The 15752-nt window shown below is 72.5% G+C and carries 11 protein-coding genes; 3 read left to right on the forward strand and 8 right to left on the reverse strand.

Features of this window, described 5'->3' with window-relative positions; all coding sequences use genetic code 11:
- Positions 1–13: 13 nt before the first annotated feature.
- Genes QF035_RS41060 through QF035_RS41070 form a run of 3 tightly spaced genes read right to left on the reverse strand, consistent with a single transcriptional unit; the run spans position 14 to position 5289 of the window.
- Positions 14–1693, reverse strand: coding sequence for an acyl-CoA dehydrogenase family protein (locus QF035_RS41060; RefSeq protein ID WP_307526388.1), 1680 nt, complete (start codon positions 1691–1693; stop codon positions 14–16).
- Positions 1694–3439, reverse strand: a complete 1746-nt coding sequence (locus QF035_RS41065; protein ID WP_307526390.1) for an acyl-CoA dehydrogenase family protein — start codon at positions 3437–3439, stop codon at positions 1694–1696.
- Positions 3436–5289, reverse strand: a complete 1854-nt coding sequence (locus tag QF035_RS41070) for a fatty acyl-AMP ligase (protein WP_307526392.1) — start codon at positions 5287–5289, stop codon at positions 3436–3438. The genes QF035_RS41065 and QF035_RS41070 overlap by 4 nt, the downstream gene beginning before the upstream one ends.
- Before the next feature lie 171 nt (positions 5290–5460).
- On the opposite strand from QF035_RS41070, the gene QF035_RS41075 reads away from it, so the two are divergent.
- Together QF035_RS41075 and QF035_RS41080 are read left to right on the forward strand one after the other, a co-directional pair.
- The gene (locus QF035_RS41075) at positions 5461–6696 is read left to right on the forward strand and encodes an FAD-dependent oxidoreductase (protein ID WP_307526393.1); all 1236 of its coding nucleotides are present in this window, start codon (positions 5461–5463) and stop codon (positions 6694–6696) included.
- The gene (locus tag QF035_RS41080; RefSeq protein ID WP_307526395.1) at positions 6683–7393 is read left to right on the forward strand and encodes an MFS transporter; all 711 of its coding nucleotides are present in this window, start codon (positions 6683–6685) and stop codon (positions 7391–7393) included. The genes QF035_RS41075 and QF035_RS41080 overlap by 14 nt, the downstream gene beginning before the upstream one ends.
- Here the strand turns inward: QF035_RS41080 and QF035_RS41085 are convergent.
- Together QF035_RS41085 and QF035_RS41090 are read right to left on the reverse strand one after the other, a co-directional pair.
- Positions 7375–8178 carry a thioesterase II family protein gene (locus QF035_RS41085; RefSeq protein ID WP_307526396.1) on the reverse strand — a complete coding sequence of 268 codons (804 nt, stop codon included), beginning with the start codon at positions 8176–8178 and terminating at the stop codon, positions 7375–7377. The genes QF035_RS41080 and QF035_RS41085 overlap by 19 nt on opposite strands.
- Complete coding sequence (locus QF035_RS41090) at positions 8175–9056, reverse strand: AfsR/SARP family transcriptional regulator (RefSeq protein ID WP_373467017.1); 882 nt, start codon at positions 9054–9056, stop codon at positions 8175–8177. The genes QF035_RS41085 and QF035_RS41090 overlap by 4 nt, the downstream gene beginning before the upstream one ends.
- Before the next feature lie 237 nt (positions 9057–9293).
- Here QF035_RS41090 and QF035_RS41095 point away from each other — a divergent pair, with 237 nt between their 5' ends.
- Positions 9294–10454 carry a sensor histidine kinase gene (locus tag QF035_RS41095; RefSeq protein WP_307526399.1) on the forward strand — a complete coding sequence of 387 codons (1161 nt, stop codon included), beginning with the start codon at positions 9294–9296 and terminating at the stop codon, positions 10452–10454.
- A 356-nt stretch (positions 10455–10810) separates the two neighbouring features.
- Here QF035_RS41095 and QF035_RS41100 read toward each other — a convergent pair whose 3' ends face one another.
- The 3 genes from QF035_RS41100 to atzF form a co-directional block, all read right to left on the reverse strand.
- Complete coding sequence (locus QF035_RS41100; protein ID WP_307526402.1) at positions 10811–11419, reverse strand: response regulator transcription factor; 609 nt, start codon at positions 11417–11419, stop codon at positions 10811–10813.
- Positions 11420–11541: 122 nt separating this feature from the next.
- The gene (locus QF035_RS41105) at positions 11542–13824 is read right to left on the reverse strand and encodes an MMPL family transporter (protein ID WP_307526404.1); all 2283 of its coding nucleotides are present in this window, start codon (positions 13822–13824) and stop codon (positions 11542–11544) included.
- A 219-nt stretch (positions 13825–14043) separates the two neighbouring features.
- Entirely contained in the window at positions 14044–15705 is a 1662-nt protein-coding gene (atzF, locus tag QF035_RS41110) for an allophanate hydrolase (RefSeq protein ID WP_307526406.1), read from the reverse strand.
- Positions 15706–15752: the final 47 nt, after the last annotated feature.

Here is a 15752-nt window from a genome sequence, read left to right on the forward strand (position 1 = left end):
GTTCTCCGCGCCCCTAGATGGCGCTGTTGTACAGGTCGAACGTGCGTGACTCCTCGTAGCGGGAGAGGAGTTCGTGCCGTAGGGGTCTCGCCCACCTGTCCGGCACCGGGCCCGTGCGCAGGCCCAGTCGGCACGCCGTGCGGTGCAGGGCGGCGCCCAGCCAGGGGGGTTCGGACAGGAAGCCGGACCGCGCGGACCGTGCCACGCCTGTGGCGGCAGCCGCGCCGAGCAGTTCCGCGTAGCGCGCGGCCAGGGCGAATGCCTGCGGGGAGGCGAGTGGCGTGCGGTCGGCCGGGGGCAGGGCGCGGGCCCGGTCGCGTACGGCCGACAGGTCGGCGGCGAGATCGGCCAGGAGGGGGCGTACGGGGGCGGGGGCGCCCTCTGGCGTCAGGGCCGCGGTCAGTGAGTCGCCCGTCGCGGAGAGCGTGAGGCGGCTGAAAGGTATGCCAGGTGTCGGCACTGTGGCGTCCGCCGGGGTGAACAGGGCCTCCAGGGGCTCCAGTTGAGGTGCTGTGGCCAGCCTTCGTTGTTGGGGGATCAGCGTGGCCAGGCATGCCGTGGGGCCGGCGTGGCCGAGGCTCAGTACCGGGAGGTCCCGTGCGTGCTTGCCGAACACGGCGTGCTCGCCCTCGCGCAGGTAGAAGCGGGCCCCCAGCACCACCGACAGATCTCGTACCGTGCGGCTCAGCAGGCGGGGCACGAGGTATTTGACGGCGGCGGCGGTCACGCTCGCCTGCTCCGGGCGCAGTTGGACCGTACGGGCGGCGGCCAGCGACAGGCTGTCGCACAGGAGGAGGTCAGCGAACGCGGCGGTCAACACCCCCGCCGCGTGCGGGAGTTCGAAGACACGGCGGCGGTACAGGCGCCGGTCCAGGGCGAAGCGGAGTACCGAGCGCAGGCAGGTGTCCACCGTGCCGATCGCCATGCCCGGCAGAGCGCTGCGCGTCACCTGGAAGGAGCGCAGCGCCACCTCGCCGCCCCGGCCCTCGGCGCCGACGAGCGCGGAGGCGGGCAACGGGCAGCCGTGGAAGGCCAGTCCGGTGAGCCGGCAGCCACGGACGCCCGCGGTGCGATAGCGGGCGAGACGCTGCACACGGTCGGCGGGCACGTCGTCCGGGCCGGCGAGCAGCACCGAGTGGCTGCGGCTGCCCGGGCCGTCGCCGGTGCGCGCGAACAGCACCCACGCACCGGCCCGGTCGGCGTTGTTGATGACCTGCTTCACGCCCTCCAGCAGATAGCCGCCGACCGCCGGGCGGGCCGCGAACTCGTTGCGCAGGAAGTCGTTGCCGTGGGCCAGTTCGTGGTACGCGACCGAGGCCCGGCCGCCGTCCAACAGGAGGCCGGCCAGGTGCCGTTGCTGCTCCGGCGAGCCCGCCGTCCAGACGTTGACGGCCGCCATGAACGACGTGATGCCGTGCCCCAGACCGAGTCCGACGTCCCGCCGGAACACCTCGCGCATCACCCGGACCAGCCCGTCCAGGTGGGTGAGCCGTCCGCCGAGCTCCGCCGGTACGTACTCGGCGGCCAGCCCGAACCGGTCGAGCAGCGCCTCCCCATCAGCGCTCAGCACGCCCTGCTCATCGGCGGCGAGGAACGCGGACGAGCCGAGCGGGTTCCCGGGGTCCCAGAAGTCCCCGAAGGACCTGGCGAGTTCGGCCCCCCGATCGGCGGCGGTGAGGGTCGTGTACGGCATCTACGCCACCTCCCGCCGGAGTTGGAGCCGCAGCAGCGAGACCAGCCGCCCGTGCCCGTGCAGCGCGAACGCCTCTTCCAGCAGCTCCTCCTGCGCGTCGGACGACGACTGTTCGCCCAGCCGCGCGAGCAACCGCTCCAGCGCGGCCCGCAGCCACAGCGCGTCCCGCCAGACGCCCTTACCGCCCGGCACCCCGGAGCCCGACTCCACCCACAGCCCCAGGCACGCCGCCCCGGCGAAGCACAGGCAGTACCGCCGCGCCACGGCGAAGGCCTCTTCAGGGACGTCGGTCACCACATCCGCGTAGGCGGCCATCTCCTCGTGCACGCGGTCGGCCACGGCCAGCAGGCGCTCGGCCAGCTCGACCGCGTCCTTCAACGCGGGCTCCTCGGTGGCCCGTTCACGCAGGGCCGCCGTCCAGGCCTGGAGTGCGGCCACCGGAGCCGCGCCTCGCCGTGCGGCCAACTCCAGCTCCGCCGGGTCGAAGTCCGGGAGCGGCGCCGCGAGATCGCACGCCGTGTGCACGCCGTCCGCGGGTGGCGTCCCGCGCCGCCAGTGACGTACGAGCGAACGGAACTGCAGGATCAGCGAGGTGAGGTTGACGAGGGTGTTTCCGTCGAAGAGGCCCACGATGCGGTGGTCCCGTTCGACCTTCTGGAACATGCCGTACGAACCCGTGCCGGGGCCCGACACCAGGAAGGCGCGGGCGCCCAGCAGCTCTCCGAGGGCGGTCAGGATGTCCTCCGTGCCGGTCGGCAGCAGGTACTTGGTGACGGCCGCGACGACGGAGAGTTCGCCGGCCGTGGTGTGCACCATGCGGGACGCGACCAGGGCCAGTGCCTCATGGGTCAGGACGTCCGCCACCGAGGCCGCCAACAGGGCGCGTGCCTGAAGGAGTTCGGCCAGCGGGCGTCCGTACAGGCGTCGTTCGCGGGCGAAGTCCAGGGCGATGCGCAGTCCGTGGTCGGCGGCGCCGAGGGACAGTGACGCACACATCGTGCGGGTCAGCTGGAGGGACTTGAGGACGGTCTCGATGCCGCCGCCCTCCGGACCGATCAGAGCCTCCCGGTCCACGTACGCCCCGTCGAGGACGATCCCGGAGATGTCCGCGCCCCGGATGCCGTGCGTCGGCACCTTCGGCAGTGGACGCCAACTTCCGGGCTTCAGAGTCCTCTTGTCGACGAGCAGCACGCTGAAGCCGCGTGGGCCGCCCTCGGCGGTGGTGCGCGCGAGGACGCAGAGGACCGAGCCGCGGGTCGCGTTGTTGATGAGCCACTTCTCTCCGCGCAGGACGAACCCCTCGCCGTCCGTGACGGCTTCGACCTCCCCCGCCAACAGGTCGCTCCCGTGGGCCCGTTCGGTGAGCGCCAGCGACACGGGAACCCCCGCCCGGATGTCGCTCCCGAGCCGCGCCGCCTGCTCCTCGCCGCCCGCGACCCATACGCACACCCCGCCCAGATATGTCTTCCCGTGCGCGACCGCGACCGTCAGATCGCGGCGCGCCACCGTACGGACCAGATGCAGCGCGTGCTCGTAGTCCCGGAGCCGTCCGCCGTGGCGTACCGGCACGTAATAGTCGGGCAGGCCCCAGTCGTCCAGGAGCCGGCAGATCCCCGCCGGGAACTCCTCGCGGGCGTCCAGGTCCAGGCAGGCCGCGTACGAGAACGGGGTGCGGGCGTCCGCCGGGTCCCCGAGCGCGTGCTCCAGCTCCTCGGCCAGGCGGTACGGGGAGTGCTCGCCGTTCACGAGGACACCACCGCGTCCGGCGCGTCGCCCACGAGGTCCCGTACGGCCGGTTCCAGGACCTCGTACAGCGGGGTCAGCGAGCCGTCGAGGAACAGGTCGCGCATGGTGGTGCGGCGGACCTTGCCGCTGGTGGTGCGGCGTACGGTGCCGGGTTTGACCAGGACCACGTTCCCGGCGGGTACGGCGAACTCCCGCCCGATCGCGCTCTGCGCGGCCGTCGCCACCCCACGCAGGTCCCCGTCGCGGACCGCGGCGAGCCGCACCTCCTGGACGAGGACGAGATGCTCGCGCTCGGAGCCGGCCGAGCCGCCCGTTGCGATGGAACCGGTGGATCCGGCGAATTCGGTGGAGGTCGTGGCTCCGGCGGAGCGTCCGGACCGTACCGCGAAGGCCGCCCCCGCTCCCCGCGTGAGCGACGGGGCCGCCGACTGGGCGGCCCGCTCGATGTCATGCGGATAGAGGTTCCGCCCGGCGAGGACGATGACCTCCTTCAGGCGTCCGGTGACGAAGAGTTCGCCCGCGTCCAGGACTCCCAGATCGCCCGTACGGAGCCAGCCGTCGGCCCGGAAGCAGCCGGCCGTGGCCGTGTCGTTGCCGAAGTAGCCCGCGGTCACGCTCGGCCCGCGCACCCAGATCTCGCCGACGAGGCCGTCCGCGAGAGGCGTATCCGTGCCGGGGGCGACGATCCGCACCTCACAGTCGCGGGCGCTCCCGCTGCCCGCGAGTGTGCGCCCCTCGCCGACGGCCAGGACGCCCTGTTCGAGGGCGGCCGCGTCGACCGTGCGGATCGTCGGTTCGGTGGCCGGGTCCGCGCCCGTGACCAGGAGCGTGGTCTCGGCGAGGCCGTAGCAGGGTGCGAAGACCTCGCGGCGCAGTCCGGCGGGGGAGAAGCGCTCCACGAAGGCGCGCAGGGTGTCGGCGCGTACCGGTTCGGCGCCGTTGGGCGCGCACCGCCAGCTCGACAGGTCGATCCGCGCCAACTGCTCGTCCGTGACCCGGCGTAGACACAGGTCGTACGCGAAGTCCGGTGCACCGGAGCCCTCGACGCGGTAGTCGCCGATCATCTCCAGCCAGCGGCGCGGCCGTTTGAGGAACGACAGCGGTGACATCTGCACCGAAAGACCGCCCACGTACAGGGAGTGGAGGAGATGCCCGATGAGGCCCAGGTCGTGGTAGTGCGGCAGCCAGCCGCCGACCACCATGCCCTCGTGGGTGCCCGCCCAGCGGCCGATCGCCGCCTCGTTGGCGAGCAGGTTGGAGTGCGTGACCATGACGCCCTTGGGCTCGCTGGTGGAGCCCGACGTGTACTGGAGGAACGCCAGGTCGTCGGGAGAGGTGTCCGGCGCCCGCCACGACGAGGGGTCACCGATGTCCTCCCGGTCGGTGGCGAGGCAGCGCACCCGCGGCAGGGCCAGCGAGTCCAGCCACGCCTCCAGCAACGGCACGTACGCGCCCGTGGAGAGCACCGCGGACGCGCCCGAGTCCCTCAAAATGCCTGCCACCCGGGCGAGTTGCTGCCCCTGGTCGGTCGGCAGCGGCGCGGGCACCGCCACCGATCCCGCGTACAGGCAGCCCACGAAGGCGGCGACGAACGCCGTGCCCGGTGGGTGGAGCAGCAGCACCGGCCGCCCGACGGCCCGGTGCTCGCGCAGCCACGAGGCGATGCCGCGGGCCCGCCGGTCCAGACCGGCGTACGTCAGGTGCTCGGGTACCGATCCCTGCCCGTCGTCCGGGAGGAAGACGAACGCGTCGCGTTCGGCGAGCGCGTCCGTGCGCTCCCGCACGACGTCGGTGAACGTCCGGGGCGTGCCCTGCGCGGGAGTCCGCGGGGTGATGGATGCGGTGGTCATGCCAGGGAGCGTGGGAGAGCGGCCTTAACGCGGCCTTGTGGCAGGGGCGTTCGCGCAAGGGGACTACAAGAACCGTTGCGGAGGGTGGAGTTCAGCGAGGGGAGGTCACCGAAGCGTCGTTCGCTGAAACGGCTCCGGCACCGACCCGCACGGACTCCCAGGAGGCAGCTGATGGACGTACCGACGCAGGTGTGCGTGGTGGGCGGTGGGCCCGCCGGGCTGACGCTCGCCGTGGAACTCGCCCGGCGTTCCGTGCCTGTGGTGGTGGTGGAGGCGAGCCGGCACTTCAACCGGTCCTTCCGCGGCGAGTCCGTCTCGCCCGACTCCGTCTGGCTGCTCGACCGCCTCGGCCTGCTCGATCGGCTCGACGGCGAGTACGTCCAGATGCACCACATGCGGATCCAGGACTCCGGGCACACCGTGTTAGCCGCGGACTTCGAGCGCTTCCGCTATCCGCATCCCTTCCCCGTCGAACTCCCGCAGCCCGCCCTGCTGTCCGCGCTCGCCGAGACCGGCGCAGCCCACCCCGGCTTCACGCTCCTCCAGGGCGCGACCGCCACCGGACTGCTGCGCGACGACGACGGCACCGTCACGGGGGTCCAGGTGCGCACCGCCGAGGGCGAGCGGGAGATCCGGGCGACGCTGACCGTCGCGGCGGACGGACGGTTCAGCAAGGTGCGCGAGATGTCCGGCCTCGCGCACCGGACGATGCCGCTGGAGCGGGACGTCATCTGGCTCAAGTTGCCGTTTCCGTACGGAGATTGGGACGACCGTACGTATCGCGTCCGCATCCGGGGAGACCAGCACGGGCTGTTCATCCCGACCCGGCCCGACAGCGTCCGGGTCGGCTTCAACATTCCCAAGGGGGGCCTCAAGGAGATGCGGGGGCAGGGGCTGCCACGCCTGTACGAACGGCTCGACGCGCTCGCCCCCGAACTGTCCGGCGCGGTGCGCGAGCAGGTGCGGTCCTGGTCGGACACATCCATGCTGGACATCTTCACCACGGTCGTGCCGCGCTGGTCCGCGCCCGGCATCGTCCTCGTCGGAGACGCCGCCCACACGCTGACCCCGATCCTCGGGCAGGGCGTCAACCACGCCATCATCGACGCGGTCACACTGGCGCCCCTGGTGGCGGACGCCCTGGACAGCGGGCCACAGGCGCTGAATGCCGCGACCGACACCTTCCAGCGCACCCGCGAGGCGTCCGTGGCCCGCTCCCGGGCCCTCCAGCTCCGCCAGGAACGCCTCTTCACGCTGCACGGCCGCGTCGGCGGCGCCTGGCGGCGCACGCTCTACCGGGGCGTGAACCGCAGCGAGTTGCTCACCCGCCGGGTGCTGGCCGGGGCGTACTTCCAGCTCCAGGAGCCGGGGGAGCGGGTCGCGAAGGTGCACGATGCCGGGCGCTGAGCGGCCGCCGGTCGGGAACGGTTTTGGTGGCGGGGGCCGGGTCCTGTACGCGGCCTGCGCGCTGAGCCAGTTCCTCGTCGCCGGCGGGGTCTTCGTGGTGGTCACGACGGGCCCGGCACTGCGCGAGGCGAACGGGCTGCGCGCGAGCTGGCTGCCGTGGGCGGTCCTCGTGTACGTCCTCGCGCTGGGCCTGCTGGTACTGCCACTGCGCCTGCTGATCCGGCGCACCCGGGCGCTTCCGGTGCTGATCCTCGGGCTGTGGCTCTTCGTCCAGTCGTCGGTGGCGTTGACGCTGGTGTCCGGCGCGCCGGCGTTCCTCGCCTTCCGGGCGGTCCAGGGGGCGGGCGCGGCGGCGCTCACGGCCACCGCCCTCACGCTCACCCTCGATCTCGACGGGCAGCGCCCGGATCGGCTCCTCCTGGCGTGGAGCGCCGTGGTCGTCGCCGGTCTCGGTACGGGCCTCGCGGCGGGTACGGTCGTCGGTGCCGAGTGGAGGTGGGCGCTGTGGGCGAACGTGCCGCTGACGGCGGCCGCCGGTATCCCGCTGGTGCGGCTGTTGCGGTCGACTCGGCGGCGGAACAAGGCAGTTGGCGGGCGGGCAGACGCTGGTGACGGTCTGGGCGATGGTGGCGGTGTAGGTGTCGGCCGGGGAGACGGCGACGGTGTGGGCGACGGTGCTCAGGACGCCGCCGCGTGAACCGCCCGCCGGCCGCCATGGCGGCGGACCAGGGGCGCCACCTCGTCCAGCAGCCACCCCTCGTGCGTCCGCAGGAAGAAGTGGCCGCCCGGCAGGATCCGCACCTCGGAGCCGCGCGCGGCGTACCGGCGCCAGGCGGTCACCTCGGGCAGCCGTACGAGGGGGTCGTCGGCCCCGGCGAACAGATGGAGCGGTACACGTACGGGCCCGCCGGTCGGGCCCGCGCTCGCGCACAGTGCCAGGTCGTCCCGCACCACGGGCAGCAGCGCCCGCAGCCACTCCGGGTGCCCGAGCAGGGCCTCGGGCAGGCCGCCGAGTGCGACGAGCGCGCGGGCCAGGTCGGAGTCGGCATCGGAGCCGGAGCCGGCACCAGTACCGGCGTCGGAGTCGAGGCGCGGCGGCGGCAGATGCGGGGCGCGGTACGCGGCGAGCAGGGCCGCGCACGGAAGGGGCGCGCCCCGCTCCTGACGCCGCCGGATCAAGGCGTACGCGATGAGGGAGCCCATGCTGTGCCCGTACAGCAGATGCGGTGAGGCCAGTACCTCGTCGAGTTCCTCATCCAACTCCGCCACCAGGGAGGCGAGTTCGGTGAATCGGGGCTCGCCGGACCGCCCCTCGCGGCCCGGCAGCCGTACCGGCAGGACGTCCACCGAGGCGCCCCGCGCGTCGAGCTCGCGCTGCCAGCGGCCGTACGCCGAGGCCCCGCCTCCCGCGAAGGGGAAGCACAACAGCCGGACCGGCGCGTGAGGTTGGGGTGCCCGTGCCAAGTACTCCGTCGTCGTCATGGCGTCACCACGTGGGTCCCCGTAGCGGCGCCGCGCCACCCCGATGCCCGGTCGGGGTGCCCCTGCGCGGCGCCGCTCCACCCCCCATCAGAGTGGTCGCGGACGGCGTCCAGGGACGTGTCGCCCCGCAGGATCGCCTCGTGCAACTGCCGTACGCGTACGGATGGTTCGAGTCCCAGCTCGTCCGACAGGACGCGGCGCAGTCCCCGGAACAGCTCCAGCGACTGCCAGGAGCGTCCACTGCGGTGGAGGGCGATCATCAGCTGCGCGTGGAGGCTCTCGTGCAGGGGGTAGCGGGAGGCCAGGGCGGTGAGTTCACCGAGGAGCGCTCGGTGGCGGCCCAGCCGGAGCTCCGCGCCGAAGCGCTCCTCCAGGGCGGTCAGCCGTAGCTCCTCCAGACGCAGAACCTCCGCACGCAGTACGGGTCCTGGCGAGACATCGGCCAGTGCGGGCCCCCGCCACAGCCGCAGCGCCCCCACCAGGAGCTCCGAACCCTCGGCGTCGGCGCCCGCCTCCAGTGCGGCACGTCCTGCAGAGGCGAGCCGTTCGAAACGGGAGACGTCCATGGCGTCCGGAGGGACGTCCAGGCGGTAGCCGACGGGAACGCGGCGCAGCACGTCCTTCGGGCCGAGTACGTGATCGGGACCGAGCGCCGAGCCGATCATTCTGCGCAGCTGCTTCACGTACGTGTGCAGCGTGGCCTCGGCCGAGCGGGGCGGGCGGTCTCCCCACAACTCGTCGACCAGGGCCGAAACCCCCACCGGATTCCCGCGGTTGAGGGCCAGCAGAGCCAGGACCTGCCGTGGCTTCGGTGCGCTCGGTACCACTGACGCCGGCCCCACCCGTGCGTTCAGCGGTCCGAGCACGGCGATCTCGATCACTCGTCCCCCCAGAGAGTGCGGCGTTCAACTGCCTCCCAGACCTTGGCAGTCGGCGCGCCGCGGTCGCCAGTGACCTGCCCACGAAAACAGCATGAATCCCTCATGCGCGGCGCTTTCGGGACGCCCCGGCGAATGCGCCCCCTCCAAGGCCCACTGTCCGTGACCAGGCGCTTGCCCTTAGCATCCCCGCATCAGCACAGAGGGCGCTCTGGGGGGACTTCTGAGGGGGAGTCGATGTCCGGTGCGGCTGAGCAGCTGACCAGCACATGGGTGGGGGAGTTCGACGGCAGGACCGCCGGTGTGCCGGTCACTCGGCATGCGTTCAGGACCGCGTTCGCGATCACGGCGGGATTCGTTCCGCTGGGCGCGGCCGCGATCGCCACGACACACCCCGGGCGGGGCGCGGCGGCGGCAGCCGTGGGTGCCCTGCTGGGGACGTACGTCCTGCATCTGGTGACGGGCCGGGTGCGGGAGCGCTGGCGTGCCCTGACGATCGCGGCACAGGGCTTACTGGGCTTCCTGCCCGCCCTGACTCCCGTGGCCGTCTGGCCCGGCACGGCGGGGTACTTCGCCGGCGCGCTCCTGGTCAACTTCGGCGGTCCCTGCGGCCGTTGGCTCGCCGCGCTCGCGGTCGCCGCGACCTGCGCCGCGGGGCGCGCGGAGGGCGCGGACTGGGCGGACGGGCTGTACGCGGGGGCCGTCACCGGGGGCACTGCACTCGTCCTCCTCGGCGCGGCCCGGTTCGTGGATCTCGTGACCGCTGCCCACCACGAGCGCGAGACACTCGCCTGGCGGGCCGTCGAGCAGGAGCGCCGGCGGTATGCGCGCGATCTGCACGACCTGCTCGGCTACAGCCTCTCCGCCATCACCCTCAAGGGTGATCTCGCGCTGCGGCTGGTGTTGCTGCAGCCCGAACGCACCCGTGAGGAGCTCGACGGGATACTCGGCGTCGCCCGCGAGGCGCTCGCCGACGTACGCGCCGTCGCGCGCGGCTACCGGGAGCTGTCCCTGGCCGTCGAGGCCGAGTCCGCGCGCTCGTTGCTCGCCGCGGCGGGAATCCGGGCCGGCCTCGATGTGCGCTGCGGGTGTGACGGGCCTGTCGGGACCGTCCTCGCGACCGTGCTGCGTGAAGGGGTCACCAACCTCATCCGGCACAGCAAGGCGACGGAGTGCCGGATCGAGATCCGGGACGTCGAGGGGGAGTTCGTGCGACTCACTCTGTCCAATGACGGGGTGCGGGCCGATGCGGGGGCGCTTCGCGGGTGCGGGGCTCGTCGAGGCGGGCTCGACAATCTGGCGGAGCGGATGGAGGCCGTTGGGGGGCGGTTGACCGCCGGTACGGATGAGAGGGGCTGGTATTCGGTGGTCGCGGAGGCGCCTTGCGGTGGGGTGTGAGTTGCGGGCCGGTGGGGGCTGGTCGTGCAGTTCCCCGCGCCCCTGGCAGACAAAAGAACAGGGGCGCAGCCCCGTTCTTTTAGGGGCGCGGGGCACTGCGCGCTCAGCCCGAACGAACCGGCACCCAAGTCACAGCATCAACCCCTACTCACCCAGGGGCGCGGGGAACTGCGCGCTCAGCCCGAACGAACCGGCACCCAAGTCACAGCATCAACCCCTACTCACCCAGGGGCGCGGGGAACTGCGCGCTCAGCCCGAACGAACCGGCACCCAAGTCACAGCATCAACCCCCACCCACCCAGGGGCGCGGGGAACTGAGCGAGCAACCCCCACCGGCCCGCACCCGCGAACGAACCTCACATCAGCCACCCGGACTCCGCAGCAATCCGAACCGCATCCACGCGATTGCGGGCGTTGAGCTTGGTCACGACCGAGGTCAGATAGTTCCGCACCGTGCCCACGGAGAGATGGAGCGCCTCGGCGATCTCCGTCGCGTCCGCGCCCTGCGACGCGAGCCGGAGGATCTCCGTCTCGCGCCCTGTGAGAGGCGACTCGCCGTCCGAGAACGCGGAGAGCGCGAGCTGCTGGTCGATGACACGCTCACCGGCCGCCGCCTTGCGGACCACCTCGGCGAGATAGGAGGCCGGTGAGTCCTTGAGGACGAACCCGGCCACCTGCTGGGCCAGCGCCCGCCGCAGCGTCCCCGGCTTGCCGAGGCTGGTGATGATCACCGTGCGGCAACCGGGCAGCCGCTCGTGCAACTGCCCCGCCGCGGTGATCCCGTCCGTGTGCGGAAGGTCGTAGTCGATGACAGCCACATCCGGCCGTACGGCAAGTGCCGCCGAGAGGATCGTGTCGCCCCGGTCCACCTCGGCCACGACCTCCAGGTCGGGTTCGAGATTGAGCAGTGCCACCAACGCACCGCGCACCATCGAGACGTCCTCGGCCAGCAGAATCCGTATCAACCCGCCCCCAGCTCTCCCGCGGACGCGACTCCGCAACCCCCGTGTGCGGAAGTCTAGTTGGGTCATATGGCCGAGTTGTGCAGGACTTGTGCGCAGGGGTCCGTTGTAGGGGCGTACCGGGGTCAGGTCCGGCCACTCACGGGGCGCTCGGTGCGCGTGGGGATGTCCGGATACGTCGTACGCGCCTCCTCCTCGAGCCCCGCCCGCCGCTGCAGCCGCCGCAGGGGTGCCGGGGCCCACCAGGTGGCCCGCCCGGTGAGCCGGAGCACGGCGGGCACCAGCAGGGCCCGTACGACCATCGCGTCCATCAGTACGGCCAGCCCCACGCCCAGGCCCAGCATCTTGATGTTGGTCACTCGAGAGGTGCCGATCGCCACCATCACCACGGCCAGGATCAGCGCCGCCGCCGTGATGAGCCCGCCGGTGCGCCGGATGCCGAGGACCACCGCCTCACGGTGGTCGCCGCCGATCTCGTACTCCTCCTTGATGCGTGAGACCAGGAAGACCCCGTAGTCCATGGACAGTCCGAACGCCACGCAGAACATCAGCACGGGCAGCGCCGTCTCGATGTCCCCCGTGGGTGTGAAGCCGAGCGCGCCGGACAGGTGGCCGTCCTGGAAGACCCAGACCACGGCTCCGAACATCGCGGTCAGACTGAGCCCGTTGACGAGGACGGTGAGCAGTGGCAGCAGCACGCTTCCGGTGAGCAGGAAGACCAGGACCAGTGTCGTGACGGCGATGACGGCGAGCGCCCACGGCAGCCGCTCGGCCGTCCCGTGCTGGGTGTCGGCGAGCACGGCGGCCGGTCCGGTCACCGAGGTCTCGAAGGAGGCCGGAACGGCACGGATCTTCTTTACGAGACTCACACTCTGCGGTGAAGCGCTTTCCGCCGAGTGCAGTACGGAGACGTGTCCGACGGCCGGAGGCGCGTCGTCCACACGCTTCCCGTCCACGAATCGCCCTGCGGGTCCCGCGACTTGGACGACATACGGCAGTCGTGACACCTCGCCGCTGAACTGCGCGAGCGCCTTGGCACCCGGCTTGCCCTCGACGAGTACGGCCAGTGCGCTGCCCGGGCTGCCGGGGAACTCGTCCCTCAACTGCTGCTGTACGGACCGGGCTTCGGTGCTCGACGGGAGTTGACGGTCGTCGGCCGTGCCGAACCGCACGTCCTTGAACGGCAGTCCGAGCGCGAGCAGCACGGCCACCGTGCCGACCGCGAACAGTGGGGCACGTCGCATCACCAGACGGGCGAGACGCGCCCAGCCCGCTCCCGGATTCCCGCCGCGCCTGCCGACCGGCAGCCGCAGGGCGTTGACCCGGTGTCCGAGCAGCACGAGGGCCGCGGGCAGCGCGACGAGCGAGGCCGCGGCGGAGATGAGGACGACCGCGATTCCGGCGTACGCGAGCGAGCGCAGGAAGTACTGCTCGAAGACCAGCATCGAGGCGAGGCAGACCGCGACGGTCAGCGCCGAGTACAGCACCGTGCGTCCGGCGGTCCGCAGTGTCACGGCCACCGCGTCCCGTGGATCGCGGCCGGCCGCCAGCTCCTCGCGATGACGTCGTACCAGGAACAGCGCGTAGTCGATGGCGAGTCCGAGACCGAGGGCCGTCGTCAGGTTCTGCGCGTACACCGAGACATCCGTGAACTCGGTGATCACCCGCAGTACGGCGTTCGTGCCGAGCACCGACACGATCCCCACCAGGAGGGGCAGCGCGGCCGCGACCGCGCTGCCGAACACCACGACGAGCAGCACCAACGTGACCGGCAGTGCGATGACTTCGGCCCGTACGAGGTCGTCGGCGATCACCTCCTGGGAGGCGTGCCGCACCGCCGCCGGGCCGCCGAGCCGGACATCGACCGCGCCCCGGGCGCCCCGGTAGCGTGGCTCCAGAGCCTCCAGCGCGTCGTCGACCGCGTCCTCGTCCCCCTTGACACGGGCGGTGATCAGCGCCTCGCCGCCGTCCCGGGCGCGCAGCGCGGCGTCCTCGGTCTGCCAGTACGAGACCACGCCCAACACGGTTTTCTCGTCCGCGAGTTGGCGGGCGAGGTCGCGCGCCGCGGAGGCGACGGCCGGGTCGTCGACGTCCCGTGACCCGTCGCGCGGGGACACGAGCAGCAGCAGATTGGGCTGCGAGGCGGGCCAGCGGCGCTCCAACTCGGCGGTCGCGTACGAGGATTCGGAACCCGGGATCTGCGAGCCGCCGCTGCTCATGTGCTCGGCGACCCCACCGCCGACCACCACCGCGCCCGCGGTGAGCAGCAGTATCAGGAGGAGCAGCAGACGCGGCCGGGTGGTCACCGCGCGGGCGACCCGGCCCCGCGGCCCGGCTGCGGACTGTGGTGACGAAGAGGTCGGCGAACTCGGCGATGTCTGCGAAGCCGGCGATGTCTGCGGTGTCATCGGCCCTGCCCTCCTGGACGGTCGCTCTCGCGAAAGACGATCGTCCGGTGAGGGGCTAAAGGGTCGGCTGGGTCGGGGGCAGGGGGCGGGGCGTGCGTTGGCGGGCTGGGTAAGGGGTCGCGTTGCGCGCCAGCCGGTTGGGTGGAGGGGTCGGCTGAAGCGGCGGCCGGTTGAGCACAAGGGTCGGGTCAGGCTGCGGCCGGTCCGGGGCAGGGCCTGTCACTCGTCGGGGGAGTTCAGATACGCACGCCATCCTCCGTACGCCGTGATGTCCCGCGCGCCGTCGAGCGCGCCAGGCTCGCACAGGAAGCCGGGTGCCTCGTCGCCGTCGGCCAGTTCGACCCGGCCCAGGGCCATCGGCCGGGGCAGTGCGGCGAGCAGGCGGCCGAGTCCCTCGGCGGGCACCCGCCACACCTCGGCCTCGATCGCGGCGCCGACCTCGCCCACGTGGACGAGACCGGGCTTGGGCGGTTCGGTCGACAGGGCGTGCAGCCGGTAGACGGGCGCGGTCCTGGTCGTACGTTCCAACCGGGCGCCCAGGGAGAGGAGCTGGCCGTTGAGCGGCTGGTCCGACAGGTGGGCGCCGACCACGGCGATCCGGGTGGTCGGTGCCTCCAGGGTCCGGGCGATCCGGGCGAGGCGTTCGTCGGTGAAGGCCGGGCCGATCAGCATCATGCCGAACGGGAGGCCCGCCACCTCGCCCGCCGGGACGGCCACGGCCGCCAGGTCGAAGAGGTTCGTGGAGTTGGTGAAGCGGCCGAGCCTGGCGTTGGAGCCGAGCGGGTCGGCGGCGACCTCGGCAAGCGTGGGGTGGCCGGGGGCCGTCGGGAGGAGCAGGGCGTCGGCGTCGCCGAGTTCCGCCAGCGCGCGGGTGCGCAGGGCCGCCAGACGTTCCTGGTCTGCGAAGAGCTGGTGGGCCGGGATGTCGCGGGCGCGGGTGATGATGCCGGCGACCGTCGGGTCGAGGCCCGCGCCGCCCTCGGAGAGCAACTTGTCGACAAAGCTGCCCACGGCGGTGTAGCGCTCGGCCACGAAGGCGCCCTCGTAGAGCATCGCGGCGGCCTCGGTGAAGGGGGCGAGGTCGAGGGGACGCAACTCGGCTCCCGCCGCGCGGAGTTGGGCGGCGGCTTCCTCGTACGCCTCCGCCCAGCCCTCGTCCAGCTCGCCGAGCTGCTCGCGGGGCGGGACGGCGATGCGCCATGGGCCCGGGGTGCGCTGGGGGAGTGCGGGGAGGTCGCGGGCGGGTGGGGAGGCCATGTACGCGAGGGCCTGTTCCGCCTCCTGGAGGGTGCGGGCGAAGACCGTCACGCAGTCGAGGGTGGCGCAGGCCGGGACCACGCCGTCCGTGGGGACGAGGCCTCGGGTCGGCTTGAGGCCGACGATGCCGTTGAAGGCCGCGGGGATGCGGCCGCTGCCCGCGGTGTCCGTTCCCAGGGCGAGGTCCACGATGCCGAGGGCCACCGCTACCGCGCTTCCTGAGCTGGAGCCGCCGCTGATTCTTTCGGGGGCGATGGCGTTGCGGACGGGGCCGTGGGGGGAGCGGATGCCGACCAGGCCTGTGGCGAACTGGTCCAGGTTGGTGGTGCCCAGGGGGATCGCGCCTGCCGCGCGGAGGCGGGCGACCACCGGGGCGTCCGCCTCGGGGTGGTAGGCGTAGGCCGGGCAGGCTGCGGTGGTGGGGAGGCCTGCCACGTCGATGTTGCCCTTCGCGGCGAAGAGCTTGCCCGCGAGGGGGAGGTGTTCGCCTGCGGCGAGGCGGGTGTCGATGGCCCGGGCTTCCTCTTCCACCTCTGCCTGGGGGCGTAGGTCGATCCAGACCTCGGGGCGGGCTGTGGCCTCGATGCGGGCGTAGGCCCTGCGAACTCTGGTGAGCGTCGACATCCGTGTTCCTTTGCTGGGGTTTCGTCGTCGGCTGCGGGCCGGTGGTC

It is taken from the genome of Streptomyces umbrinus, from assembly GCF_030817415.1.
Taxonomy (GTDB): domain Bacteria; phylum Actinomycetota; class Actinomycetes; order Streptomycetales; family Streptomycetaceae; genus Streptomyces; species Streptomyces umbrinus_A.

Coding starts and splice junctions, on each gene's coding strand:
- QF035_RS41060 (WP_307526388.1), bottom strand. CDS start 1,693: ATGCCGTACACGACCCTCACCGCCGCCGATCGGGGGGCCGAACTCGCC.
- QF035_RS41070 (WP_307526392.1), bottom strand. CDS start 5,289: ATGACCACCGCATCCATCACCCCGCGGACTCCCGCGCAGGGCACGCCC.
- QF035_RS41075 (WP_307526393.1), top strand. CDS start 5,461: ATGGACGTACCGACGCAGGTGTGCGTGGTGGGCGGTGGGCCCGCCGGG.
- QF035_RS41080 (WP_307526395.1), top strand. CDS start 6,683: ATGCCGGGCGCTGAGCGGCCGCCGGTCGGGAACGGTTTTGGTGGCGGG.
- QF035_RS41085 (WP_307526396.1), bottom strand. CDS start 8,178: ATGACGACGACGGAGTACTTGGCACGGGCACCCCAACCTCACGCGCCG.
- QF035_RS41095 (WP_307526399.1), top strand. CDS start 9,294: ATGTCCGGTGCGGCTGAGCAGCTGACCAGCACATGGGTGGGGGAGTTC.
- QF035_RS41105 (WP_307526404.1), bottom strand. CDS start 13,824: ATGACACCGCAGACATCGCCGGCTTCGCAGACATCGCCGAGTTCGCCG.
- atzF (WP_307526406.1), bottom strand. CDS start 15,705: ATGTCGACGCTCACCAGAGTTCGCAGGGCCTACGCCCGCATCGAGGCC.